Genomic DNA, 23130 nt, shown 5'->3' on the forward strand with positions numbered 1-23130 from the left:
ACCGCCGCGCGACGACCGCCGAGCATCGACCGAGCGCCCGCGAGGGAGGAGCGCAGGCGGGAGGAGTGCGGCCACGACAACGACAGCGACCGGAACGGCGGACACGCGGGTCAGGTGGTGTGGAGGTTGGTGAGCAGCTCGTCGGCGGCGGTGAACGGGTCCACCGCGCGGTCCACCACCCGCTCGGCCAGCTCGGTCAGCCGGCCCCCGCCGACTCCGGCCAGCTCGCCGCGCAACCGGTGCAGCGCGATCGCCTCGATCTCCCCCACCGCGCGGGCCGCCCGCCGTCGGCGCGACTCGCCACTGTCGGCCAGCCACTCGGCGTGCTCGTCGAGCGCGCGCAGCACGTCGCCTGCGCCCTCGCCGCGGGAGGCCACCGTGCGGACGATGGGCTGGCGCCACGGAGGTCCACCCGCCTCGCGATGCCCGAACGCGACCGCCTGGCGCAGCTCGCGCACCGTGGCGTCCGCGCCGTCCCGGTCGGCCTTGTTCACCACGAACACGTCGGCGACCTCCAGCACGCCCGCCTTCGCCGCCTGGACGCCGTCGCCCATCCCCGGCGCCAGCAGGAGCACCGTGGTGTCCGCCAGCCGGACTATGTCTATCTCGGACTGTCCAACCCCGACGGTCTCGATGAGCACGTCGTCGAACCCCGCGCCGTCCAGCACGCGCAGCGCCTGCGGCGTCGCCACGGACAGCCCGCCGAGGTGGCCTCGGGTGGCCATCGAGCGGATGAACACGCCGGCGTCCACGGCGTGCTCGGTCATCCGGATCCGGTCGCCGAGCAGCGCGCCACCGGAGAACGGCGAGGACGGGTCGACGGCGAGCACCCCGACCCGCCGGCCCGCCCGCCGCAGCGCGGAGACGAGCATGGACGTCGACGTCGACTTGCCGACCCCGGGCGGCCCCGTCAGTCCGATCACCCGCGCGTGGCCGGTGTGCGGCGTCAGCGCCGCGGCGATCTCCCGCAACTGGGGGTGGCCGTCCTCGACCAGGGAGAGCAGCCGGGCGATGGCCCTCGGTTGCCCCCGCCGGGCCCGCTCGACGAGCTCACCGACGTCGACCGCGGCCGGCACGCGCTCAGCTCTTCGGCACCCTGAGCAGCAGCGCGTCGCCCTGACCACCGCCGCCGCACAGCGCCGCCGCGCCGAGCCCGCCACCGCGCCGGCGCAGCTCGTGCACGAGGTGCACGGCCAGCCGCGCCCCGGAAGCGCCGATCGGGTGGCCCAGCGCGATCGCGCCGCCGTTGACGTTCACCTTCTCCGGGTCGACGCCGAGCTGCCGGGTGGACACCAGTCCGACCGCGGCGAACGCCTCGTTGATCTCCACCAGGTCGAGCGCGTCGACGTCCAGCTTCGCCTTGGCCAGCGCCGCCTTGATCGCGTTGGCCGGCTGCTCGTGCAGGCTGGCGTCCGGGCCGGCGACCACGCCGTGCGCGCCGATCTCGGCGAGTGGCGCGATGCCCAGCTCCTCCGCCTTGGCCCTGCTGGCGACGACGACCGCCGCCGCCCCGTCGGAAATCTGCGAGGACGAGCCGGCGGTGATGGTGCCGTCGGCGGCGAACGCCGGGCGCAGCTTCGCGAGGACGTCGACCGTGGTGTCGACCCGCACGCCCTCGTCGGCGCCGAAGACGACCGGATCACCCTTGCGCCGCGGGATCTCGATCTCCACCAGCTCGTCGGCGAACCGGCCGGCCTCGATGGCCGCGGCGGCGCGGGCGTGCGACCGGGCGGCGAACTCGTCCTGCTCCCGCCGGGTGAGCCCGTGGCGCGCGTTGTGCTTCTCCGTGGAGGCACCCATCGCCACCTGGTCGAACGCGCAGAAGAGGCCGTCGTAGGCCATGTGGTCGATTAGCGTGGTGTCGCCGTACTTGAACCCCGCGCGCGACTTCGGCAGCAGGTGCGGGGCCTGGGTCATCGACTCCTGCCCGCCGGCCACCACGAGGTCGAACTCGCCGGCGCGGATGAGCTGGTCGGCCAGCGCGATGGCGTCGAGCCCGGACAGGCACACCTTGTTGACGGTCAGCGCGGGCACGTCCATCGGGATGCCGGCGGCCACCGCGGCCTGCCGCGCCGGGATCTGTCCCGCACCGGCGGTGAGCACCTGGCCCATGATCGTGTACTGCACCTTCTCGGGTGCGACACCGGCCCGCTCCAGCGCCGCCCGGATGGCGAACCCGCCGAGCTGCGCTCCGGAGAAGTCCTTCAACGACCCCAGCAGGCGACCGATCGGGGTACGGGCGGCACCCAGGATCACCGAACCGGACACACTGGCCTCCCAAGCTCGTGGCGCGGACCTTCCGGACAACGATACCGCCGGTGCGTTCGAACTGAATCGAGCACTGTGAGCGGGCGCACGGGTCAGCGCGCCGGGAACGACCTATCCTCTCGTCGCATGAATGACGCGCTGCAGCCGTTCGTCACCACGATCGACCACGTCGGCGTCGCCGTCGCCGACCTCGACGCCGCGATCACCTTCTACGCCGACACGTTCGGGCTGCGGGCCACCCATGTCGAGGTCAACGAGGAGCAGGGGGTGCGCGAGGCCATGCTGCACGCCCCCGGCGACGACGCCGGGCCGGCCGTCCAGCTGCTCGCGCCGCTGCGCCCGGACTCGACGATCGCCAAGTTCCTCGACACCAGGGGCCCCGGCCTGCAGCAGCTGGCCTACCGGGTCACCGACGTCGACGCCGCGGCGGAGGCGTTGCGCGCCAGGGGAATCCGGCTGATCTACCCGGAGGCACGGCGCGGTACGGCGAACAGCAGGGTGAACTTCGTGCACCCCAAGGACGCCGGCGGCGTGCTGGTCGAGCTCGTGGAGCCCGCCGGCGAACGACCAGGTCACTGAGTAACCGGCGCCGCCTTCGCGGTGAGCGCGCCGGCGATGAAGCTCAGCTCCCGCTCCATCTCGTCCAGCGCGTCGTCGTCGGTGTGCCGAGCCATCGAGTGCCGGTAACTCACCGCCAGCGCGAGCAACGCGGAGGCGCTGTCCACGTCGGCGAGGGCGAGGCCGCCCGCCGCCGCGCCACCCGCCGCCGCCACGATCACCGAGCGGACCTGGTGCACCAGCACCTCGTACCGGGCCTGCAACGCGTCCCGCACCGCACGGTGGGTGTCGGCCTCCCGCCAGAGCAGGTGCGAGAGCATCCGGGAGGCCGACAGCCGCCGGTCGAGCTCGGCGACCAGCCGGCGCAGGCTCTCGGCGATGTCGCCGGGGACCACCACCCGGGAGGTCTCGATCCGCTCGTCGGGCAGCCGGTCCACCAGCGCGGTCAGCAGGTCGGACTTGCGGCGGAAGTAGTAGTGCACCAACCCCTTGGGCACGCCGGCCCGCTCGGCGATCCTGGAGGTGGGAGTGGCCTCGAAGCCGGCCTCGGCGAACAGCTCCTCCGCGGCGACGAGGATGCGCTCGCGCGCGGACGCGTCCGACTCCTGCCGCCTCGCGGCCCTGCCAGCCTTCGCAGGCTTCCCAGCCTTCGTGGCCTTCGACCGCCTCACCTCGGTACCCCTTCACGTGCATACGGGCCCACAACGTCGCCGTCGTGGGCCCGATGTCGACAGTTTCGACGGGTCGTCGCCTCAGTGCGAACCAGCCGTCCGACGGTGCACCGCGTTGGCGACCGGGAGGGCGGCGGCACCGGCGATCACGGTCAGCACGCCGATGACCCACGACGTCCAGGCCGCGCCGGTCAGCTCCGCGTAGCCCATGACCCACGGCGAGATGAAGAGTAGGGCGCCCAGCACGATCTGGATACCCTCGCCGTAGACCATCCCCGGCATCGCCAGCGACACCAGGCCGTCGATCGCGACCAGTGCACCGAGCACGATCAGCGTCCACATCGCGGCCGTGCTGGTCGTCAACCACAGCGGGGACAGCACCGCCACGACACCGAGTACGACCTCTGCCCAGTCGTGCGGCCTGGTCCAGGGACGTGCCGAGGTCTCGCGCATCGTCATCACCTCCGAGACGAACACTCCGGTAAGCACTCCTACAGTGCTTCCACCTGCCATTTTGCTCCTTGGTTGGCCGGCCGGTCAAGACGTTGGTCGGCCAGCCAGCCAACCAGGGGATCCCTCCGTCGACGCCGTTCCCGCGCCACCGGCGGGGCGGTCCAGGGGCGCGAGGCGCGCCGGCGGGGACCCACGACCCGGGTACCCACCGCGGCGGCGGCTGACCCGTCCGGGTGCCGCCCGTCCCATCTCGTTGTGCAACCGGTTACTCGCCAGTAGTTTCTCTGCTCTGGCCGCGACCACCCCGGAGGCACCGATGGCGCAGCACCCGCTCCGCGAGATCCAGCACGCCGTGCTGACCGACAACCTCGACGCGCTCGCGTCGCTGCCCGTCCCGGAGAGCTACCGCGGCGTCACCGTGCACGCCGACGAGACGGAGATGTTCGCCGGGCTGCCGACCAGGGACAAGGACCCGCGCGAGGCGCTGCACGTCGACGAGGTGCCCACGCCGGAGCTGGGCCCCGGCGAGGCGCTGGTGGCAGTGATGGCCAGCGCGATCAACTACAACACGGTGTGGACGTCGATCTTCGAGCCGCTGCCCACGTTCGCGTTCCTGCGGCGCTACGGGCGGCTCTCCCCGCTGGCGAAGCGGCACGACCTGCCCTACCACGTCGTCGGCTCCGACCTCGCCGGCGTCGTGCTGCGGACCGGGCCGGGGGTGCACACCTGGCGGCCGGGGCAGGAGGTGGTGGCGCACTGCCTCTCGGTCGAGCTGGAGGGGCCGGACGGGCACAACGACACGATGCTCGACAGCGAGCAGCGCATCTGGGGGTTCGAGACGAACTTCGGCGGGCTGGCCGAGCTGGCGCTGGTGAAGGCCAACCAGCTCATGCCCAAGCCGACGCACCTCACCTGGGAGGAGGCCGCGTGCCCCGGCCTGGTGAACTCCACCGCCTACCGGCAGCTGGTCTCGCGGAACGGGGCCGACCTGAAGCAGGGCGACGTGGTGCTGATCTGGGGTGCCTCGGGCGGGCTCGGCTCCTACGCCACCCAGTACGCGCTGAACGGCGGCGCCATCCCGGTCTGCGTGGTGTCCAGTCCGGAGAAGGCGGAGATCTGCCGGCGGATGGGTGCCGAGCTGGTCATCGATCGGGTGGCCGAGGGCTACCGGTTCTGGAAGGACGAGCACACCCAGGACCCCAAGGAGTGGCAGCGGTTCGGCGCCCGCATCCGGGAGCTCACCGGCGGCGAGGACCCGGACATCGTGTTCGAGCACCCCGGCCGGGAGACCTTCGGCGCGTCGGTGTACGCGGCGCGCAAGGGCGGGACGGTGGTCACCTGCGCGTCGACATCGGGATACCTGCACCAGTACGACAACCGGTACCTGTGGATGAACCTGAAGCGGATCATCGGCTCGCACTTCGCGAACTACCGGGAGTCGTGGGAGGCCAACCGGCTGGTAGCCAAGGGACACGTCCATCCGACGCTGTCCCGGGCCTACCCGCTGACCGAGACCGGGCAGGCCGCGCTGGACGTGCACCGCAACGCCCACCAGGGCAAGGTGGGCGTGCTGTGCCTGGCGCCGGAGGAGGGGCTCGGGGTGCGCGACCGTGAGCTGCGCGACCGGCACCACGCGGCGATCAATCGCTTCCGCGGAGCCTGAGTCGGCTCCGGCGCGACCCCGTCTGCGGCTAGGGTGGGACGCATGAGCCTTGGCGAGGAACGCGAGCTCGTACCCCTGGGTGCCGGTTTCGACTTCGAGAAGCGCGGATACAACCGGGCGCAGGTGGACGAGCATCTCGAACGGCTGGACGCCGACCTCAAGATGCTCGCCGCCGACCGAGACGCGGCCGTGTCGCAGGCCGGCGACCTCGCCCGGCAGCTCGAGATCGCCCGTGGCGAGATCGACGACCTGCGCGGCCAGGTCGAGCGGCTGGCGCAGCCGCCGACGACGTTGGAGGGGCTGTCCGAGCGGCTGCAGCGGATGCTGCGGCTGGCGCAGGACGAGGCCGCCGACACCAGGGCCCGCGCGGAGGCCGAGGCCGGGCACATCCGGGCGAAGGCGGAGAGTGACGCCAGCGCCATGCGGGCCCGCTACGAGGAGCTGTTGACCGAGCTGTCCGAGCGGCGCAAGGAGATGGAGGCCGAGCACCGCAAGGTGCTGGCCGAAGCCCGCGCCGAGGCCGAGGAGATCGTCAGCAAGGCCAAGGCCGAGCGGGACCGGCTCGACGAGGAGGCCGAGCAGCGGCGCACCCAGGTCGAGGAGGACTTCGAGATCGCGATGGCCGCGCGGCGCACCGAGGCCATGCGGGTGCTCGCCGAGCAGGAGGCCACCAGCAAGGCCGAGGCTGAGCGGCGGGTGCGCGAGGCCACCGAGGAGGCCAAGGCGATCCGAGCCAAGGTCGCCGAGGAGGAGACCACGGCGCGGGAGGAGATCGAGCGCCGCCGGCGGAAATCGGTCGCCGAAGCCAACCAGCGCAAGCAGAGTTCGATCAGCGAGGCCAACGCCCGCATCGCCGAGGCGACCGACGAGGCGAACCGCAGGGTGCGGGAGGCCACCGAGGAGGCCAACCGCAGGGTCAACCACGCGACAGAGCGGGTGAAGGCGCTGCGCGCGCTGCGGACGAGCATCGCCGAGCAGGTGCAGGCCGCCCGCTCGGTGCTCGCCGAGGCGGAGCAGCTGCTGGGTCAGGCGGCACCGGCCGAGCGCGCCATCGGCGGGCAGCGACGCGAGCCGGCGAGCTCCGGTGGGCGGCGGAGCGAGCCGGCCACCGCGGGCAAGCAGCGAGGACGGAAACCAACTCGCGAGTAGGTGGGGCCTGCGCCCGGGCCTCCGGCCCGCTAATCTCTGCGAGGAACACCGTCGCTACCGCCGAGTACGCTTCGCAGGAGGATCCGGATGGCCGCCTATCAGACCGTGGTCGTTGGCACCGATGGCTCGGACTCGTCGTTCGCCGCCGTGGACCGCGCGGCGAAGGTGGTCGCCGACTCCGGCGCGACCCTCGTCATCGCCTGCGCCTACTACCCCGCCAGCCGGCAGGACGTGGAGAAGGCCCAGGACGTGCTGAAGGACGAGGCCTACCAGGTGGTGGGCTCGGCGCCGGCCGAGGACACGTTGCAAACGGCCAGGGACCGCGCCGCGCGAGCGGGCGCGACGAGGATCGAGACCGCGCCGGTGCTCGGCGAGCCGGTGGAGGCGCTGCGCGAGGTGGTCGCCGAGCGGTCGGCCGACCTGCTGGTGGTCGGCAACCGCGGGCTGAACACGCTGGCCGGGCGCATCCTGGGGTCGGTGCCGTCGGAGGTGGCCCGCAAGTCCGGTGTGGACGTGCTCATCGTGCACACCACGTGAGTTGCCGGGCGAGGAGGGGGCGTGAACGGGGACTCGGCCGATCCCGCCGCCGGTGCCCTGCAGCGGCGGTTGGAGCGGATCCTGCTGGGTGGACGGCGCAAGCACACTCGGCTGCAGGTCGCGGCGAAGGCCGGGGTGCCGGAGGAGCGCACCCGACGGCTGTGGCGCGCGCTGGGGTTCGCCACCGTCGGTGACGACGAGGTGGTGTTCACCGACGCCGACATCGAGGCGGTGCGGATCGCCGACGGCCTGGTCCGCGCCGGGTTGATCGACGAGTCGGTGGAGACGTCGGTGACCAGGGCGCTCGGCCAGCACCTCTCCCGGCTGGCGGAGTGGCAGGTGCACCTGCTGTGGGAGCTGATCACCGAGAACCAGGAGCTCGGACGGAACGAGCGGCAGATCGCGCGGCTGGTGGATCAGCTGCTGCCGGAGCTGGAGCGGGTGCAGAACTACGTCTGGCGGCGGCACCTGGCGGCGTACGCCGGGCGGGCGCTGGCCAGCCCGGACGAGGACCTGCAGAGCCGTACCGAGGTGGTGGGCTTCGTAGACATGGTCGGCTACACGCGGCTGACCCGACGGATCGGGGAGGCGGAGCTGAGCCGGGTGCTGGACCGGTTCGAGACGCTGGCGACCGAGGTGGTGGCCGAGCACCGCGGGCGGGTGGTCAAGATGATCGGCGACGAGGTGCTGTTCGTGGCCGATTCCGCGGTGGAGGGGGCGGAGATCGCGCTGGCGCTGACCGAGCGGACCGCCGCGGACGCCGAGCTGCCGGAGGTACGGGCGGGGTTGGCGTGCGGGCGGGTGCTGAGCCGGTTCGGCGACGTGTACGGGTCGGTGGTGAACGTCGCCGCGCGGCTGACGTCACTGGCGCGACCGGGCACCATCCTGGTGGACCGGGACATGGCCACCGCGCTGGCCGACGAGCCGGCGTTCGAGCTGCGGAGCCGGCGACCAGCGGCGGTCCGCGGCTACCACCGGCTGCGGCCGGCGGCACTGCGCCGCGCGCGGCGGTCAGCGCGGTCGGGGCGCGAGGATTCCGGGAGTGCGGGCGGGGCGTTCGAGTCCGGTCAGCAACTCGCGGCCGAACTGCTCGGCCTGATCCGGCCGACGCCACCTCCGGGCTCCCCGCGCCGCCGCCCCGACGATTCCGATTGACCTCCTGGCCCTCCCCCGGGCTCCATCGCTCCCCGGTTCGGCGGACCTACCGCCGTGGGCATGGCCGGCGGCCGCGGTCGCCCGCGAGCCTCGACGGGAACTCCCCGTCCCACCGTGGATTTCGCCGTCCGCACCGTAGGGCTCGAGGTCCCGAATGTCGATCTCGCCGTTCCGGACGTGGGACTCGCGTCGGGTGGGTCAGAGGTTGGCGGGGAGGACGGCGTACTGGCGGACGTAGAGGTCGGTGTAGGTGACGGGGCCACGGGGGCCGGGGACCCTGTCCAGGTTGATCCCGGTCTCCGGCACGCCGAACAGCTTGAAGCCGTCGAGCAGGCGGGTCGGCGCGTTCCAGAACACGCCGGTGCCCTCGTAGGCGTCGAAGAACTCGGCCGCCGTGGCGGGATCCTCGGTGGCGATCCCGGCCGCGAGGCCGGAGGTTCGCTCGTTCGCGATCGCGGCGGCCTCGCGCAGGCCGTCCACCGGGGCCACGGTCACGGTGGCCTCCCGGTCGGCGTCGAGCGCCCACTCGTAGCCGATCGGATGGTCGTGCGGGGGCAGCGACGGCCGCACGTCCCGCTCGGCGAGCGCGTCCGCCACCACCGGCCACAGCCGGTCGTAGGCCGCGGCGTGGATCAGCAGCAGGTTCAGCCGGTTGCACACCCCGAGCCGGTCCAGGCTGTCGACGACCAGCGTGCGCACCCTGCCCTGGTCGGCGTCCTCGGCCAGGTACAGCACCCCACCACCGTCGGCGTGCGCGAGCGTGCGCACCCCGTGCCGGGCGGCCTCGGCCGCCAGCGACCGGGTGCTCTCCCCGCTGCCGCGCAGGATCACCAGCGGCACCAGGTCCGGCTGGCCCACCAGCGCCGCGGCGGCCTCGCGCTCGGCCCGCGGCACCAGCTGCACCACGTCGGCGTCGATGCCGGCCTCGGCCAGCGCCGGGACGACGACCTTCTCCAGCAGCCGTTGCGCCGAGCCCAGCGCCGCCGAGCCGGTGCGCAGCACCCCGGCGTTGCGCGACTTGACCAGCTGCGAGGCGACGTCCACGGTCACGTTGGGTCGGGCTTCGTAGTTGGCCCCGATCACCCCGACCGGGCGTCGGCGCTCCACCAGCCGCAGCCCTTCGGCCGGGCTGGACAGCGGGATCTCCCGCTCCGGATGCGGGGCGCCGGCGAGCAGCCGCAGCTGCTCGGCCATTCCGGTGAGTCGGGCGTCGGTGACGGTGAGCCGGTCCAGCAGGCCGGCGCTCATGCCCTCGTCCCTGGCCTTGGCGATGTCGGCCGCGTTCGCGTCGAGCACGGCCGCGCGCTCGGCGAGCAGCCGGTCGGCCATGCCCGTGAGCGCCGCGTCGACGGCGGCGCCGTCCGCCGCGGCGAGCGACGGCGCCGCCCGCCTCGCCGCGAGCGCGCACTCCCGAACCGCCTTCGCCACCTCGTCCGTCACGGCACTCGCCCTTCTCACCCGCGTTCTTCCCGGGCCATCAGTGTGCCGCACGGATCGCGCCACCCGTTCAGGCGGTCAGGGCGGCCACGGGCTCGAGGAGCAGCACCGTCCCGACGACGAGGCAGCAGACCGCCAGCACCCCGAGGATCAGCACCCACAGCAGCGCCGGCATCCCGGTGAGGCGGGCCAGCTGGTCGGCGTCGGAGTCGCGGGCGGCGCCGCGGCGGCGCTTGGCCTGCAGCTCGAAGACCGGCCGGACCGCGCCGAACAGCAGGAACCACGTCATCAGGTAGACGAACACGCCCTGCACGCCGGGCGGGGCGACCAGTGCGACCACGGCGAGCACCGCGGCCACGGTCACCACCGCGAACACCCCGTAGGCGTTGCGCACCATCACCAGCACGCCGAGCAGCAGCACGGCCGCGATGGTCAGCAGTGCGGCCATCCGGCCGGCGGCGAGGAGGCTGGCGAACGCCACCCCGAGCAGCGCGGGCGCCGGGTAGCCGGCGAACGTGGTGAGCACCATCCCGGGACCGGTCGGCTTGCCGCGGGACACGGTGACGCCGGAGGTGTCCGAGTGCAGCCGGATGCCGCGCAGCCGCCGGCCGCTGAGCACGGCGAGCAGGGCGTGCCCCGCCTCGTGCACGATGGTGATCACGTGCCGGGCGAGCCGCCACGGCCGGCGGGCCAGCACCAGGGCGAGCGCCGCCACCCCGGCGACGAGCGCCACCGCCGGCGGCGGTGGCGCCTGGGTGTCGAACAGCCGCCAGATTCCGATCGCGTCGGTCAGCTCCACCTGATCAGCTCATCACGACCCCCTTTCGTTCGAAGTAGGCACCCCCGCGGGGCGACGATGCCTGGCGCCCCGGACACCGACGGCCGATCCGTCGCCGCCGGCACGCCGACCCGCTAGACTCTGCGCCACAAAGTAAATGAAAACCGGCCTCGGGGCGCGGAAACCCGCAGGTCACGAAGTGTCTTCCCCGCACCCGCGGGGGTGGTCCCCCGCCGAGCACGTACAACACGGTGGTGTTCATGTCTTCCCCGCACCCGCGGGGGTGGTCCCGTAGGTGTCCAGGCCCCGGTACGACGACTGGGGTCTTCCCCGCACCCGCGGGGGTGGTCCGGACTGCTTCGTCCGCGCAGCGCTCGATACGAAGTCTTCCCCGCACCCGCGGGGGTGGTCCCCCGACGCCGAGCTTGCGGGTCTGCTGCCCGAAGTCTTCCCCGCACCCGCGGGGGTGGTCCGGCGGGGCGCGTCACCGACCAGCAGCGACGCCGGTCTTCCCCACACGCGCGGGGGTAGTCCCGTCACCAAGCGCGCCGGTGCGGGCTCGCGGTAAGTCTTCCCCGCACGCGCGGGGGTGGTCGTGCTGGTCGGGCGGCACGGGCAACCGCGTCATGGTGCGTCCCGGCGCGGCCGCACCGCCGGCTGGTCACGTCAGCCTCCCCCGCGGGCGGTCGGGCCCACCGGCTCGGGGGTGTCGTCGGCGAGGCGCACCAGGTGCGCCGCCCAGCCGCGGTACGGGCGCCACCGCTCGGCGAGGCGCTCCAGCGCGGGCACGTCCGCAGGGCCCACGCCGTACCGGCGCGCCATCGCCACGCGCAACCGCCAGTCGTCGCGCGGGAAGACGTCCGGGTGGCCCGCGCCCCGGCCCAGCACCAGCTGCGCCGAGTGCGGCCCCACCCCGGGCAGCTGCCGCAGCCGCCACAGCGCCTCCTCGGCCTCCATCCCGCGCAGCCGCTCCGCGTCCAGCTCGCCGGACCGGGCCGCCAGCGCGATCGCCCGCAGCCACTCGACCTTCCGCTCCGGCAGCCCGGCCACCCCGTCGACCTCGGCGAGGACCCCGGGCGCGGGGAAGGCGCACAGCACCGCCGTCCCCACCCGCACCCTCGGCCCGTGCCGGCGGGCGATCCGCTGCTTGACCGCCGTGGCGTAGCCGCCGCCCATCCGGTTGGCCATGATCGCCCAGCACGCCGCCTCGTAGGGCGAGGCGAACAGCACCGGGCGCATCCCCGGCCACCGCCGGTACAGCCCGTCGAGCACCGGGTCCGCCTCCGCCACGGCGGCGAAGTCACCGCCGTCGACGTCCAGGGACAGGATGCGCCCGGCCTGCACGGTCGCGGCGGGCACGACGTCCGGTGGCGCGCTCACCTCGATCCGCACCGGACCCGGGGCGCGCTGGCGCACCAGCACCCCGGCCGGCACCCAGCGGCCGTCGACCGGGAAGGCCAGCGCCAGCCCGTCCACCGCGGGATCGCGGGCGGGCGGCGGCACGTCGTCGAGAAACCCGGCGCTCGCGGCGAGGTCGAACGGGCCGCGAGCGGTGACATCGGTGACGATGCCGGCGTGCTCGGTCAGCGGCGCGGTCACGGCCCTGCTCCCGCCGCGCCGCGTCCCCACGAAAGCGCTCCCCCCGCGGCGGCCGGCCCGCGCGGGGCGGCCGATCCGCACCGGCCAGCGACAGCGACACAGTGGACCAGCGTGTCGGATCTGCTCACGGTGGACCTCGTCATTTCTGGACTCCCCTCCGGTCGTGGTGGTGTCCGACGCTAGGGCGGGGTGGCGACGAGGACCAGGAACAGTGGGAACGAAGGGACCACCCGGTCCCGGAAACCGCGCGAACGGGCACCTCGGACCCGTGCGAGCCGGCGCGAACGGGCGGGTCGGTCACCGGAGGAAGGGACGGCCGCGCCGGGGCATACTGGGGACGGCGGAAGGAGGAGCAGACGTGCCGACCAGCCCGAAAGCCCGCGAGCGGCTCCTGGACCTGCTGACCGAACCGGTGTCCGAGCCGGACCTCGCGCACGGCTACGTCGACCTCCTCGGCGGTGCCGAGCAGGCCGGCCCTTCCACCGGACTGGCCCAGCGGCTGATGCGCACCACGGCGGTGCCGATGGTCTACGAGCGGTACTGGCGCCCCGCGCTCGGCCGCGTCGCCAAGGGGCTGCGCGGGCCGAGCATGGAGCGCGAGGTCGCACTGGCCGTCGACCTGCTGCGGCCGCGCCCCGGCCGGACCGTGCTGGACGTCGCGTGCGGCACCGGCCGGTTCACCCGCGCGTTCGGCGAGGCGGTCGGCGCCGAGGGCCTCGCGATCGGGCTCGACGGCTCCCGCCAGATGCTGGCCAAGGCGGTCGCCGCCGAGCCGCAGCCGGAGTCGGTGGCCTACGTCCGCGCCGACGCCGTCACCCTGCCGCTCCGCCCCGCCTCCGTGCAGGGGCTCTGCTGCTTCGCCGCGCTGCACCTGTTCGCCGACCCCGACGCCGCGCTCGACTCGTTCACCAGCACCCTCGAGCCGGGCGGCCGGCTGGCCCTGTTCACCAGTGCCCGGCACGGCTGGCCGCCGGCGCGGGCGGCGATCACCCTCCTCGGCGCGACCACCGGCATGCGGATGTTCGACCGCGGGGAGATCGCCGCGAAGCTGCGCGACCGCGGCTTCACCGAGATCACCGAGGACTACGCCGGCGTCACCCAGATCGTGGCCGGCACCAGGGCCCCGTGACAGCCCTGACGCCGGGGATCCCCGGTCAGGACCGCAGGCCGAGCTCCCTGGCGATCAGCATCCGCTGCACCTCGCTGGTGCCCTCGCCGATCTCCAGGATCTTGGCGTCCCGGTAGAAGCGGCCCACCGGGAACTCGTTCATGAAGCCGTAGCCGCCGAAGATCTGGGTCGCGTCGCGGGCGTTGTCCATCGCCGCGTTGGAGGAGACCAGCTTGGCGATGGCCGCCTCCTTCTTGAACGGCTCGCCGCGCAGCATCTTCGCCGCCGCCGCGTAGTACGCCAGCCGCGCGGTGTGCGCCCTGGTCTCCATGTCCGCGACCTTGAACTGGATGGCCTGGTACTCACCGATCCTGCGGCCGAACGCCTCCCGCTCGTCGACGTAGCGCAGGCACTCGTCGACGCAGCCCTGGGCCAGCCCGACGCTCAACGCGGCGATCGCCACCCTTCCCTCGTCCAGAATGGACAGGAACTGGGCGTAGCCGCGGCCGCGGGAACCGAGCAGGTTCTCCTCCGGCACCCGGCAGTCGTCGAACGACAGCTCGTGGGTGTCCGAGGCGTTCCACCCGACCTTCGAGTACTTGGGCGCGACGGTGAACCCGGGCGTTCCGGACGGCACGATGATCGTGGAGATCTCCTTGCCGCCGTCGGGCTTGGTCCCGGTCACCGCGGTGACGGTGACCAGCCGGGTGATGTCGGTGCCCGAGTTGGTGATGAACGACTTGCTGCCGTTGATCACCCAGTGTCCCCCACCGTCGACGAGCTTCGCCGTGGTGCGGGTGGCCCCGGCGTCCGACCCGCCACCGGGCTCGGTCAGGCCGAACGCGCCCAGCGCCTCGCCGGCGCACAGCGCGGGCAGCCACCGCTCCTTCTGCTCGGCGGTACCGAACCGGTAGATCGGCATGGCGCCGAGCGACACCCCGGCCTCCAGGGTGATCGCCACCGAGGAGTCCACCCGAGCCAGTTCCTCCAGCGCGAGGCACAGCGCGAAGTAGTCGCCGCCCATGCCGCCGTACTCCTCGGGGAACGGCAGGCCGAACAGGCCCATCCGGCCCATCCGCGCGACGAGGTCGTACGGGAACTCCTCCCGCTCGTAGAAGCCGCCGATCACCGGCGCCACCTCGTTCTGCGCGAAGTCGTGGACGGTCTTGCGCAGTGCCTCGTACTCGTCGTCCAGCCTGAAGTCGATCACGGTGTCTCCTCGGGGGTGACCAGAGCAAGGGGTTCGTCCAGCGCGACCTGTTGGCCGGCCCGGACGTGCAGCTCGGCGACCACGCCGTCCACCGGCGCGGTGATGGTGTGCTCCATCTTCATCGCCTCCACGACGAGCAGCGGGGCGCCGGCGCGCACCACGTCGCCCTCGGCGACCTTCACCACGAGCACGGTGCCCGGCATCGGGCTGGTGACCGGGCCCGCCGCGGCCGACTCGCCGGAGGTGGCCAGCAGGTTCGGCCGCTCCCCGACCGGGAGGCAGAAGCCGTTGCGGGCCAACCAGAGCGTGCCGTCGGGGGCGCTGGTCCGGCGGAACCGGCGCAGCTCCCCGGCGTAGCGCAGCTCGAGCCCGGCGCGGGAGTCCGTCCAGCGGGCCGCGACCGGCACGGGCTCGGCGTCGTCGACGGTCACCGTGGCGTCGCCGGGCAGGCCCTCGACCCGCACCATCGCCTCGGTGTCGCCGGATCGCAGCCGGAACGTCACTCCGCCCGGCCCGCCGAGCCGCCACCCGCTGGGCACGTCCCACGGGTCCACCACCGGCCCGGTCGGGCTCAGCGACAGCAGCCGGTCCAGCGCGGCGGCGACGAAGAACTCCGCCGGGACCTCGACGCGCACCAACTGGTCCAGCCGCCGCTCGACCAACCCGGTGTCCAGCCGGCCCGCGCGCACCTCGTCGTCGGCGAGCAGCGCGCGCAGGAACGGCACGTTCGTGGGCACGCCGAGCACGGCGGTCTCGCCGAGCGCGTGGTCGAGCCGGTGCAGCGCGGCGTCCCGATCCGGTCCCCACGCGATGACCTTGGCCAGCATCGGGTCGTAGTGCGAGCCCACGGCGGTGCCCGCGCGCAGCCCCGAGTCCACCCGCACGTGCTCGGCGACCGGCTCGCCGACCGCGAGCACGGTGCCGCCGGTGGGCACGAACCCGCGGGCGGGGTCCTCGGCGTAGACCCTGGCCTCGACCGCGTGCCCGGTGAGCCGGACGTCCTCCTGGCGGAGGGCGAGCGGCTCGCCGGCCGCGACGCGCAGCTGCCACTCCACCAGGTCCATGCCGGTGACCAGCTCGGTGACCGGGTGCTCGACCTGGAGTCGGGTGTTCATCTCCATGAAGAAGAACTCGTCGGGGTCGTGCGCCGAGACGATGAACTCGACCGTGCCGGCGCCGACGTAGCCCACCGAGCGGGCGGCGTCCGCTGCCGCCGCGCCCATCCGGGCCCGTGCGGCGTCGTCGAGCAGCACCGAGGGCGCCTCCTCGATGATCTTCTGGTGCCGCCGCTGCAGGCTGCACTCCCGCTCGCCGAGGTGCAGCACCGTGCCGTGGGTGTCGGCGAGCACCTGGATCTCGATATGCCGCGGCGCGGTGACGAACCGCTCCAGCAGCAGCCGGTCGTCGCCGAAGGCGGCCCTGGCCTCCCTGCGGGCCGACTCCACCGCGCCGGCGAGCTCCTCGGGCCGCTCGACCAGCCGCATCCCCTTGCCGCCACCGCCGGCTGAGGGCTTGAGCAGTACCGGGTACCCCACCTCGGCCGCCGCGGCGGCGAGCGCGCCAGGGTCGTCGGCGTCCACATCGGACCTTCCTGGCACCACGGGGACGCCGGCCGCGGACACCGTGGCCTTGGCCCGGATCTTGTCGCCCATGGCCTCGATCGCCGCATCCGGCGGGCCGACGAACGCCAGCCCGGCCTCGGCGCAGGCACGGGCGAACGCGGCGTTCTCGGCGAGGAACCCGTAGCCGGGGTGCACCGCCTGGGCCCCGGTGTCCACCGCCGCACGCACCACGGCGGCGATGTCGAGGTAGCTGCGCGCGGCCTCGGCCGGCCCGATCCGGACGGCGACGTCGGCCTCCCGCACGTGCCGCGCGTCGGCGTCGGCGTCGCTGTAGACGGCGACCGAGCGCACGCCGAGCCGGCGCAACGTGCGGATGACGCGGACGGCGATCTCACCGCGGTTGGCGACCAGAACTGTGTCGAACATGCCTCACATCCGGAAAACGCCGTAGCCGACCGGTTCCAGCGGCGCGTTGGCCGCCGCGGACAGCGCGAGCCCGACCACCTGACGGGTGTCCGCCGGGTCGATCACGCCGTCGTCCCACAGCCGCGCCGTCGAGTAGTACGGGTTGCCCTGCTCCTCGTACTGGGTTCGGATGGGCTCCTTGAACGCCTCTTCCTCCTCGGCCGACCAGGTGCCGCCGCGGGCCTCGACCGCGTCCCGGCGGACGGTGGCCAGCACCGAAGCGGCCTGCTCACCGCCCATCACCGAGATCCGGGCGTTCGGCCACATCCAGAGGAAGCGGGGCGAGTACGCGCGGCCGCACATCGAGTAGTTGCCGGCGCCGAACGAGCCGCCGATGATCACGGTCAGCTTCGGCACCCTGGCGCAGGCCACCGCGGTGACCATCTTGGCGCCGTGCTTGGCGATGCCACCCGCCTCGTAGGCCTTGCCGACCATGAAGCCGGTGATGTTCTGCAGGAACAGCAGCGGCACCGAGCGCCGGTCGCACAGCTCGATGAAGTGCGCGCCCTTCATGGCGGACTCGGCGAACAGCACGCCGTTGTTGGCGATGATGCCCACCGGGTGGCCGTGGATCCGGGCGAAGCCGGTGACCAGTGTGGTGCCGTACTCCTTCTTGAACTCGGCGAACCTGCTGCCGTCGGTGATCCTGGCGATCACCTCGCGCACGTCGTAGGGGGTGCGCGGGTCGGTGGGCACCGCACCGTACAGCTCGGCGGGGTCGACGGCCGGCGGCTCGGTGGGCAGCACCTCCCACGGCCGCGGCGGGCGGGGGCCGAGCGTGCCGACGATGGACCGGACGATGCGCAGCGCGTGCGCGTCGTCCGTGGCGAGATGATCGGTGACTCCGGAGGAGCGGGCGTGCACGTCCCCGCCGCCGAGCTCCTCGGCGGTGACGACCTCGCCGGTGGCGGCCTTCACCAGCGGCGGCCCGCCGAGGAAGATCGTGCCCTGGTCGCGCACGATCACCGCCTCGTCGCTCATCGCCGGGACGTAGGCGCCGCCGGCGGTGCACGAGCCGAGCACCGCGGCGATCTGCGGGATGCCGCGGGCGGACATGGTGGCCTGGTTGTAGAAGATCCGGCCGAAGTGCTCGCGGTCCGGGAACACCTCGTCCTGCCTCGGCAGGAACGCGCCGCCGGAGTCGACGAGGTAGGCGCACGGCAGGTTGTTGTGCAGCGCCACCTCCTGCGCGCGCAGGTGCTTCTTGACGGTCATCGGGTAGTAGGTGCCGCCCTTGACCGTGGCGTCGTTGGCGACCACGACGCACTCACGGCCGGACACCCTGCCGACCCCGGTGATGATGCCCGCGCTGGGCGCCTCGTCGTCGTAGAGCCCGGTGGCGGCCAGCGGGGAGAGCTCGAGGAAGGGCGATCCCGGGTCGAGCAGCGCGTCCACCCGGTCCCTCGGCAGCAGCTTGCCGCGCTCGACGTGCCGGGTTCGCGCCTTCTCCGGCCCGCCCTGCCGCGCGACGGCCAACCGCTTGCGCAGGTCCTCGACGAGCTCGGCGTGCGCGGTGGCGTTGCGCGCGAAGGCCTCACCCCGCGGATCGACCGAGCTGGTGAGCACCGGCATGTCGGCCGGTCCACCTGGTGGCATGCCCGCCTCCTCCTGATGCGCCGGTGGAACGAATCCAGGTTAGCAGCCGTTAACTCCCCGCGGGATGTTAGCGACGGTTAACCCACCTGTCCAGGCAGCGGAAAGCAATGATGTTAGTCATCGCTAACCTGGCCGACTAGACTGGGGCGGTGACCCCGACCCCGCTCGTGAACGGCGAGAAGGCCAGCCGCAGGGAGCAGATCCTCGCGGCCGCGGCCGAGTTGTTCGCCCGGCACGGCTTCCACGGGGTGGGCATCGACGACATCGGCGCGGCCGTCGGCATCTCCGGACCCGCGCTGTACCGGCACTTCCGCAGCAAGGACGCGATGCTCGGGGAGATGCTCGGTTCGATCAGCCGGTTCCTGCTCGAGGGCGGCACGGAGCTCGCCGAGCGGGCCGGTGACCCGCCGGACGTGCTGGCCGAGTTGGTGCGCTTCCACGTGGACTTCGCGCTGACCCATCCGGCGCTGATCACCGTGCAGGAACGCAACCTCGCCAATCTCACCGACGCCGACCGCAAGCAGGTGCGCGCGCTGCAACGCCAGTACGTCGAGGTGTGGGTGACCGTGATCCGGGCCGCCATCCCCCGGGTGGACGAGGCACACGCCCGCTCGGCGGCACACGCCGTGTTCGGGCTGATCAACTCCACGCCGCACAACCGCCATCTGCCGGACACCGAGCTCGCCGAGTGGCTGACCCGACTCGCGCTCGGTGCCCTCCGGGCAGCGGGGTAGCCCAGCCCGCCCACCCGCCTGGGTGATCTTCACCCCGGCGCACGTATCCCACCGGTGCGGCGCCTGGTGTTTGATAGGCACGTGCAGCCCAACCGGAGCGAGGACGAGCGGCATCGGCTGGTCGAGAAGGCGCAGCGCGCACTGGTGGCCCTGCGGCTCGGCCGCGACGACGACGCGCTCGCCCACCTCATCCCCAGCATCGCCGACCCGGCCGACGCGCTCGCCGAGACCAGGGCGCTCATGCTGCTGCTGTTCGGCGAGTGCAGCGCGATGGTGGCCACCCTCGGCGACGGTGGCAGCGCACCGGTGAAGGTGCAGGTCTTCGACGAGGCCGGCGAGGAGGTGTCGATCGACCAGGCCGACCCGCCGGTGCGAACCGCCGTGCGCACCCTGCTGGCTGAGGTGCACGGCAACACCGAGGCGGCCGCGGAGCAGGTGGAGATCGCGCTGGCCAACGCGGCGCCGGACGAGGTGGACAGTCTCGTCCTGCAGGCCCTTCGCTGGACGGTCCGGCTGTCCGTCGAGTGCCTTGACCGCGGCCTTTCGGTGGCCCCCTGGATCGCCGAGGCACTGGCCGAGTAGCCGGCGGCGCGACTCCTCGACCAGGGCGGCGGCACTCGGTCTCATTGTCCATAATGGACATCTTGTCCCGCTGCTCGAGCCATCCGGCACTGGACGACGAGAGCTCCGACGGCCGCGAGGGTGCGCACCGCCGGGCGAGGCAGCCGCCGGCGGCGCCAACCGCCAGCGGGGCGCCGTCCGACCCGGTCCCCACTCGCGGGAGTGGGTCGTGATCAGTCCCGTTGCTGCAGCGCGTACCGGTTGCCCTCGGAGTCGAGGAACATCGCCCACCAGCCCCAGGGCTGCCTGGTGGGCTTGGCCGGAAACTCCACGCCCTTCGCGGACAGCTCGCGGTAGGTCCGCTCCACGTCGTCGGCGTAGAAGAAGAAGTTGGCCGTGGGCAGGTCGTCGCGGGTGGCGAAGTTGACCCGGTCGTCGGGATCGGCGCTGAGCACCAGCACCGTCTCCCTGTCCGCGGTGGTCACCTCCAGCCAGCGGTTGCCCTGGTCGTCGTAGGGGACGTCGGTGGCGACCTCGAAGCCGATGGTCTCGGTCCAGAACCGCTTGGCGCGGTCCTGGTCCCGGACCCCGATGACGGCCTTGCTGACACCCCGGATCGGCATGGCTCATCCCTCCGTGTTCGATATATCCACTTCGGATACAACGAAGTCGGAGTGTATTCTCGGCACATGGCGGACGGCACCCCCCCTGCGGTCACCCCCGCGGCGTTCCAGGTGCTGCTCGCACTGGCCCGTGGCCGCGCGCACGGCTACGCGATCATGGGGTTCGTCGGCGAGATCACCGACGGCGCCGTCCAACTCGGACCAGGCACGCTGTACCGGACGCTGGCCCGGCTCGCCGCCGACGGGCTGGTCGAGGAGGCCCCCGAGGAACGCGCCGACGAGCCGCACGATGCCCGCCGGCGCTACTACCGGCTCACCCGGCTGGGGTGGGAGGTGGCCCGCCGGGAAGCCGAGCTGGTGGACCGGCTGGCCGCGGCCGCCGCGGCCGCCGGGCTGCTGCCCGAGGCGCGAAGGGACACGGCATGACGACCCGGCCCCGGAGCCGCCCGATCGGCCTGGTGCCGCACCTGTTCGTCCGGGACGTGCCGGGGGCGCTGGCCTTCTACCGCGCGGCGTTCGGCGCCGTGGAGGTGTTCCGCAACGTCCTTCCCGACGGCACCGTCCTGTTCGTCGAGCTCGCCGTCGGCGACGCCCGGCTGCTGCTCAGCGAGGAGATCCCCCGCCTCGACGCGCTCTCCGCGGCCACCGTGGGCGGCTGCCCGATGCTGCTCGTGCTGGAGACCGCCGACCCGGACGACCTGGCTCGCCGCGCCGCCTTCGCCGGTGCCAGGATCGAGGCGCCGGTGACCGAGATGTTCTTCGGCGAGCGGTACGGCCGGATCGTCGATCCCGAGGGCTACCGGTGGGCGCTGACCACCAAGCGCGAGCAGTACACGCCCGACGACATCGACGCGCGCACTCCGGAAGCCTGAGCGATGGGTTCGGTGCGCGCCGTCGTCGACCGGGTCGGCCCCACCCTGCTGCACGTGGTGCACCTGCCCGAGCACTGCCCCACGGTCGCCGACGTGGTGATCGCCGAGCCGGGTGGTCGTGGCCACCTCGCCGCCGGTGACCTGGTGCTCGGGGTCGCGACCACCGATCCCGCCGAGGCGGTCGAGCTGATCCGGCACAGCGGCCAGCGCGCCGCGGCGGCGGTGCTGCTGAAGCCGCCGCTGCCCGGCCGTCCGGCGATCCGCCGCGCGGCCCGCTCCACCGGGATCGGCCTGGTCGAGGTGCACGCCGGCACGTCGTGGGCGCAGCTGGTGTGGCTGCTGCGCACGGTGCTCGACGCGATCGCCGACGAGTCGGAGACCCTGGAGAACGGGGGCGACCCCGGCGCGAGCGACCTGTTCCGGCTGGCCGACGCGGTGGCCTCGGTGGTGGACGCGCCGGTGACCATCGAGGACACCAACTCGCGGGTGCTGGCCTACTCGGCGCGGCAGGACCTCACCGACCCGGCGCGGGTCTCCACCATCATGGGCCGTCGGATTCCCGACGACGTGCTCGCCCGGTTCCGCTCCCGCGGGGTGTTCCGCGAGCTGTCCCGGGGCCGGCAGACGATCTTCGTCCCGGCCCAGCAGGACGGCACGCTGCCCCGGCTGATCGTGCCGATCCGGATGGGCGGGGAGCTGCTCGGCTCGATGTGGGCGGTGGTGTCCGGGCCGGTGTCCGACGAGCGCGCGGCCGCGTTCGCCGATGCCGCACCGGTGGTCGCGCTGCACCTGCTGCGGCGCAGGGCGCACGCCGACGCGCAGCGCCGCGCGTCGGCCGAGCTGCTGCGGGCGGTGCTGCAGGGCAAGGCCGGTCCGCGGGCGGCGCTCGCCGAGCTCGACCTCGCCGAGGGGCCGCACCGGGTGGTCGCCGTCGACACGGCGCGCGGCGACGGCCGTGACGTCACCGACGGTGAGGGGCTGCGGCTGGCCCTGCTCGAACGGATCTCGCACGGCATCGGGCGCCGACCGGTGGCCACCGAGCTCGGCGGCCTGCTGTACGCGGTCGTGCCGGAGGCGGGCGGGCAGGGCGACTGGCCGGAGCTGCGCGCGGCGCTGGGGTCGATCCCCGAGGTGCGCGCGGCCGCGGGGTCGGCGGGGGAGATCGACGCGCTGGCCCGCTCGCGGGCGGAGGCCGAGGAGGCGCTGGGGTTGTTGCGGGCCGGCCTCGTCCCCGGCCCGGTGGTCACCCACGACGACGTGTGGACCGCGCTGGTGCTGCACCGCGCGGCGACGGCGGCCGCGGGGGCGGACGTCACGGCGCTCGGCCCGCTCGACCGGCTGCGCGCGCACGACCGGACACAACGGACGGAGTACGTCGACACCCTGTACCAGTGGCTGCGGCACCCCGGCGATCCGCGGAGGGCGGCCCGGACCCTGCGGATCCACCCGAACACGTTGCGGTACCGGATGCGCCGGCTGCTCGAGCTGACCGGCGTGAACCTCGACGACCCGGACGTGCGGCTCGCGCTGCTCACGCAGCTCATCGCCCTCCACTGGCGCTGACACCGCGAGCTCACGCCCGGGAGCGCGAGTCTCACGTTCCGACCCGCGAGTTCCGGCTCGGGCACGCCCCCATGGCAGGGGGGCACGACCGGAAGGGAGCAATCATTCCCCTCCCCCAGATCCCGTCCGGCTCCAGGCGCCACACACCAGCGTGGGGGCACCATCCACTCCCCACCTCATCCGGCTCTGAGCCCCCCACCAAGCGTGGGGGCACCAGCCACTCCCCCTCCCCATCCCGATCCGAAGCCGTCAACACAATCCGGCTTCGGGATGGGGACCCGAGAGGACGCACCCTCCCCAGGATGGAAGGGGTGCACCGTCGCCGTCCCCTTCTGGAGCCGGCAGTGTGTTACGGGCTGGGGCTCGCGTCAAAGCCGGCAAGGACGAAGGGGACGGGGGAGAACCAAGGGGTCGCCACACTTCGGGCGATGTGGGGAGCTCCACGGCCAGCCTCGGCCAGGTGGGGCGGCTCCGGCGAAGGAGGCGGCGAGGACCAAGGCGGTGCCACGCCTCGAGGGTGCTTCGCGTGCCCTTACCGACCCGGGCCCCAACTTGAGGCATCGGGCAC

At 73.4% G+C, this 23130-nt stretch carries 22 protein-coding genes and 1 CRISPR repeat array; of the genes, 11 read left to right on the forward strand and 11 right to left on the reverse strand.

The features are described 5' to 3' along the window. Positions 1 to 110 precede the first annotated feature (110 nt). Both meaB and BM051_RS05995 read right to left on the reverse strand, forming a co-directional pair. Complete coding sequence (meaB, locus tag BM051_RS05990) at positions 111 to 1076, reverse strand: methylmalonyl Co-A mutase-associated GTPase MeaB (protein WP_092528964.1); 966 nt, start codon at positions 1074 to 1076, stop codon at positions 111 to 113. 4 nt (positions 1077 to 1080) lie between these two features. Further along, positions 1081 to 2268, reverse strand: a complete 1188-nt coding sequence (locus BM051_RS05995) for an acetyl-CoA C-acetyltransferase (protein WP_092528966.1) — start codon at positions 2266 to 2268, stop codon at positions 1081 to 1083. A gap of 126 nt (positions 2269 to 2394) precedes the next feature. Here BM051_RS05995 and mce point away from each other — a divergent pair, with 126 nt between their 5' ends. Beyond that, positions 2395 to 2847: a methylmalonyl-CoA epimerase gene (mce, locus tag BM051_RS06000; RefSeq protein WP_092528968.1), complete on the forward strand. Its 453-nt coding sequence runs from the start codon at positions 2395 to 2397 to the stop codon at positions 2845 to 2847. Here mce and BM051_RS06005 read toward each other — a convergent pair. Continuing rightward, the gene (locus BM051_RS06005; RefSeq protein WP_243859249.1) at positions 2841 to 3404 is read right to left on the reverse strand and encodes a TetR/AcrR family transcriptional regulator; all 564 of its coding nucleotides are present in this window, start codon (positions 3402 to 3404) and stop codon (positions 2841 to 2843) included. The two genes, mce and BM051_RS06005, sit on opposite strands and share 7 nt — an antisense overlap. Positions 3405 to 3578: 174 nt before the next feature. Continuing rightward, positions 3579 to 3950: an SPW repeat protein gene (locus tag BM051_RS06010; RefSeq protein WP_092529613.1), complete on the reverse strand. Its 372-nt coding sequence runs from the start codon at positions 3948 to 3950 to the stop codon at positions 3579 to 3581. Between the two features lie 316 nt (positions 3951 to 4266). On the opposite strand from BM051_RS06010, the gene ccrA reads away from it, so the two are divergent. From ccrA to BM051_RS06030, 4 genes are all read left to right on the forward strand, one after another. Further along, positions 4267 to 5613: a crotonyl-CoA carboxylase/reductase gene (ccrA, locus tag BM051_RS06015; protein ID WP_092528972.1), complete on the forward strand. Its 1347-nt coding sequence runs from the start codon at positions 4267 to 4269 to the stop codon at positions 5611 to 5613. A gap of 42 nt (positions 5614 to 5655) precedes the next feature. Beyond that, positions 5656 to 6762 (forward strand): coiled-coil domain-containing protein, encoded by a 1107-nt coding sequence (locus BM051_RS06020; RefSeq protein WP_092528974.1) that lies wholly within the window; start codon positions 5656 to 5658, stop codon positions 6760 to 6762. A gap of 87 nt (positions 6763 to 6849) precedes the next feature. After that, entirely contained in the window at positions 6850 to 7299 is a 450-nt protein-coding gene (locus tag BM051_RS06025; protein WP_092528976.1) for a universal stress protein, read from the forward strand. A gap of 21 nt (positions 7300 to 7320) precedes the next feature. Beyond that, on the forward strand, positions 7321 to 8454 hold the full coding sequence (locus BM051_RS06030) for an adenylate/guanylate cyclase domain-containing protein (protein ID WP_208325821.1): 1134 nt from the start codon (positions 7321 to 7323) through the stop codon (positions 8452 to 8454). A gap of 198 nt (positions 8455 to 8652) precedes the next feature. Here the strand turns inward: BM051_RS06030 and BM051_RS06035 are convergent, their stop codons facing one another. From BM051_RS06035 to BM051_RS06045, 3 genes are all read right to left on the reverse strand, one after another. Further along, positions 8653 to 9894: an aldehyde dehydrogenase family protein gene (locus tag BM051_RS06035; RefSeq protein ID WP_092528978.1), complete on the reverse strand. Its 1242-nt coding sequence runs from the start codon at positions 9892 to 9894 to the stop codon at positions 8653 to 8655. 67 nt (positions 9895 to 9961) lie between these two features. Beyond that, positions 9962 to 10684 (reverse strand): M50 family metallopeptidase, encoded by a 723-nt coding sequence (locus BM051_RS06040; protein WP_424923230.1) that lies wholly within the window; start codon positions 10682 to 10684, stop codon positions 9962 to 9964. Between the two features lie 186 nt (positions 10685 to 10870). After that, positions 10871 to 11265: a CRISPR direct-repeat array (repeat unit 28 nt; unit sequence GTCTTCCCCGCACCCGCGGGGGTGGTCC). 70 nt (positions 11266 to 11335) lie between these two features. Then, positions 11336 to 12268 carry a DNA-3-methyladenine glycosylase family protein gene (locus BM051_RS06045; RefSeq protein ID WP_243859187.1) on the reverse strand — a complete coding sequence of 311 codons (933 nt, stop codon included), beginning with the start codon at positions 12266 to 12268 and terminating at the stop codon, positions 11336 to 11338. A 358-nt stretch (positions 12269 to 12626) separates the two neighbouring features. Between BM051_RS06045 and BM051_RS06050 the strand changes: the two genes are divergently transcribed. After that, entirely contained in the window at positions 12627 to 13397 is a 771-nt protein-coding gene (locus BM051_RS06050) for a class I SAM-dependent methyltransferase (RefSeq protein WP_092528982.1), read from the forward strand. A 25-nt stretch (positions 13398 to 13422) separates the two neighbouring features. On the opposite strand, the gene BM051_RS06055 is transcribed toward BM051_RS06050, so the two are convergent. The 3 genes from BM051_RS06055 to BM051_RS06065 are packed head-to-tail and all read right to left on the reverse strand — an operon-like array spanning position 13423 to position 18209. Beyond that, positions 13423 to 14586 carry an acyl-CoA dehydrogenase family protein gene (locus BM051_RS06055; protein ID WP_092528984.1) on the reverse strand — a complete coding sequence of 388 codons (1164 nt, stop codon included), beginning with the start codon at positions 14584 to 14586 and terminating at the stop codon, positions 13423 to 13425. After that, positions 14583 to 16574 carry an ATP-binding protein gene (locus BM051_RS06060; RefSeq protein WP_092528986.1) on the reverse strand — a complete coding sequence of 664 codons (1992 nt, stop codon included), beginning with the start codon at positions 16572 to 16574 and terminating at the stop codon, positions 14583 to 14585. Before BM051_RS06060 ends, BM051_RS06055 begins: the two co-directional genes overlap by 4 nt. A 3-nt stretch (positions 16575 to 16577) precedes the next feature. Further along, entirely contained in the window at positions 16578 to 18209 is a 1632-nt protein-coding gene (locus tag BM051_RS06065; protein WP_092528988.1) for a carboxyl transferase domain-containing protein, read from the reverse strand. 167 nt (positions 18210 to 18376) lie between these two features. Between BM051_RS06065 and BM051_RS06070 the strand changes: the two genes are divergently transcribed. After that, the gene (locus BM051_RS06070) at positions 18377 to 18943 is read left to right on the forward strand and encodes an SACE_7040 family transcriptional regulator (RefSeq protein WP_092529616.1); all 567 of its coding nucleotides are present in this window, start codon (positions 18377 to 18379) and stop codon (positions 18941 to 18943) included. An 81-nt stretch (positions 18944 to 19024) separates the two neighbouring features. After that, entirely contained in the window at positions 19025 to 19525 is a 501-nt protein-coding gene (locus BM051_RS06075) for a hypothetical protein (protein ID WP_166677554.1), read from the forward strand. A gap of 212 nt (positions 19526 to 19737) precedes the next feature. Here BM051_RS06075 and BM051_RS06080 read toward each other — a convergent pair whose 3' ends face one another. Beyond that, positions 19738 to 20127, reverse strand: coding sequence for a VOC family protein (locus BM051_RS06080; protein ID WP_092528990.1), 390 nt, complete (start codon positions 20125 to 20127; stop codon positions 19738 to 19740). A gap of 66 nt (positions 20128 to 20193) precedes the next feature. Between BM051_RS06080 and BM051_RS06085 the strand changes: the two genes are divergently transcribed. Genes BM051_RS06085 through BM051_RS06095 form a run of 3 tightly spaced genes read left to right on the forward strand, consistent with a single transcriptional unit; the run spans position 20194 to position 22562 of the window. After that, positions 20194 to 20553, forward strand: coding sequence for a PadR family transcriptional regulator (locus tag BM051_RS06085; RefSeq protein ID WP_092528992.1), 360 nt, complete (start codon positions 20194 to 20196; stop codon positions 20551 to 20553). Then, positions 20550 to 20999 carry a VOC family protein gene (locus BM051_RS06090; RefSeq protein WP_092528994.1) on the forward strand — a complete coding sequence of 150 codons (450 nt, stop codon included), beginning with the start codon at positions 20550 to 20552 and terminating at the stop codon, positions 20997 to 20999. Before BM051_RS06085 ends, BM051_RS06090 begins: the two co-directional genes overlap by 4 nt. A gap of 3 nt (positions 21000 to 21002) precedes the next feature. Then, on the forward strand, positions 21003 to 22562 hold the full coding sequence (locus BM051_RS06095) for a PucR family transcriptional regulator (RefSeq protein WP_092528996.1): 1560 nt from the start codon (positions 21003 to 21005) through the stop codon (positions 22560 to 22562). Positions 22563 to 23130: the final 568 nt, after the last annotated feature.

The organism is Amycolatopsis arida, from assembly GCF_900115565.1.
GTDB lineage: Bacteria > Actinomycetota > Actinomycetes > Mycobacteriales > Pseudonocardiaceae > Yuhushiella > Yuhushiella arida.

Bases quoted from the DNA above. Each gene is read 5' to 3' on its own strand.
- BM051_RS06010 (WP_092529613.1), bottom strand. From the start codon at position 3,950: ATGCGCGAGACCTCGGCACGTCCCTGGACCAGGCCGCACGACTGGGCA.
- BM051_RS06085 (WP_092528992.1), top strand. From the start codon at position 20,194: ATGGCGGACGGCACCCCCCCTGCGGTCACCCCCGCGGCGTTCCAGGTG.
- BM051_RS06080 (WP_092528990.1), bottom strand. From the start codon at position 20,127: ATGCCGATCCGGGGTGTCAGCAAGGCCGTCATCGGGGTCCGGGACCAG.
- BM051_RS06025 (WP_092528976.1), top strand. From the start codon at position 6,850: ATGGCCGCCTATCAGACCGTGGTCGTTGGCACCGATGGCTCGGACTCG.
- BM051_RS06090 (WP_092528994.1), top strand. From the start codon at position 20,550: ATGACGACCCGGCCCCGGAGCCGCCCGATCGGCCTGGTGCCGCACCTG.
- BM051_RS06020 (WP_092528974.1), top strand. From the start codon at position 5,656: ATGAGCCTTGGCGAGGAACGCGAGCTCGTACCCCTGGGTGCCGGTTTC.
- BM051_RS06095 (WP_092528996.1), top strand. From the start codon at position 21,003: ATGGGTTCGGTGCGCGCCGTCGTCGACCGGGTCGGCCCCACCCTGCTG.
- mce (WP_092528968.1), top strand. From the start codon at position 2,395: ATGAATGACGCGCTGCAGCCGTTCGTCACCACGATCGACCACGTCGGC.
- BM051_RS06060 (WP_092528986.1), bottom strand. From the start codon at position 16,574: ATGTTCGACACAGTTCTGGTCGCCAACCGCGGTGAGATCGCCGTCCGC.
- BM051_RS06065 (WP_092528988.1), bottom strand. From the start codon at position 18,209: ATGCCACCAGGTGGACCGGCCGACATGCCGGTGCTCACCAGCTCGGTC.
- ccrA (WP_092528972.1), top strand. From the start codon at position 4,267: ATGGCGCAGCACCCGCTCCGCGAGATCCAGCACGCCGTGCTGACCGAC.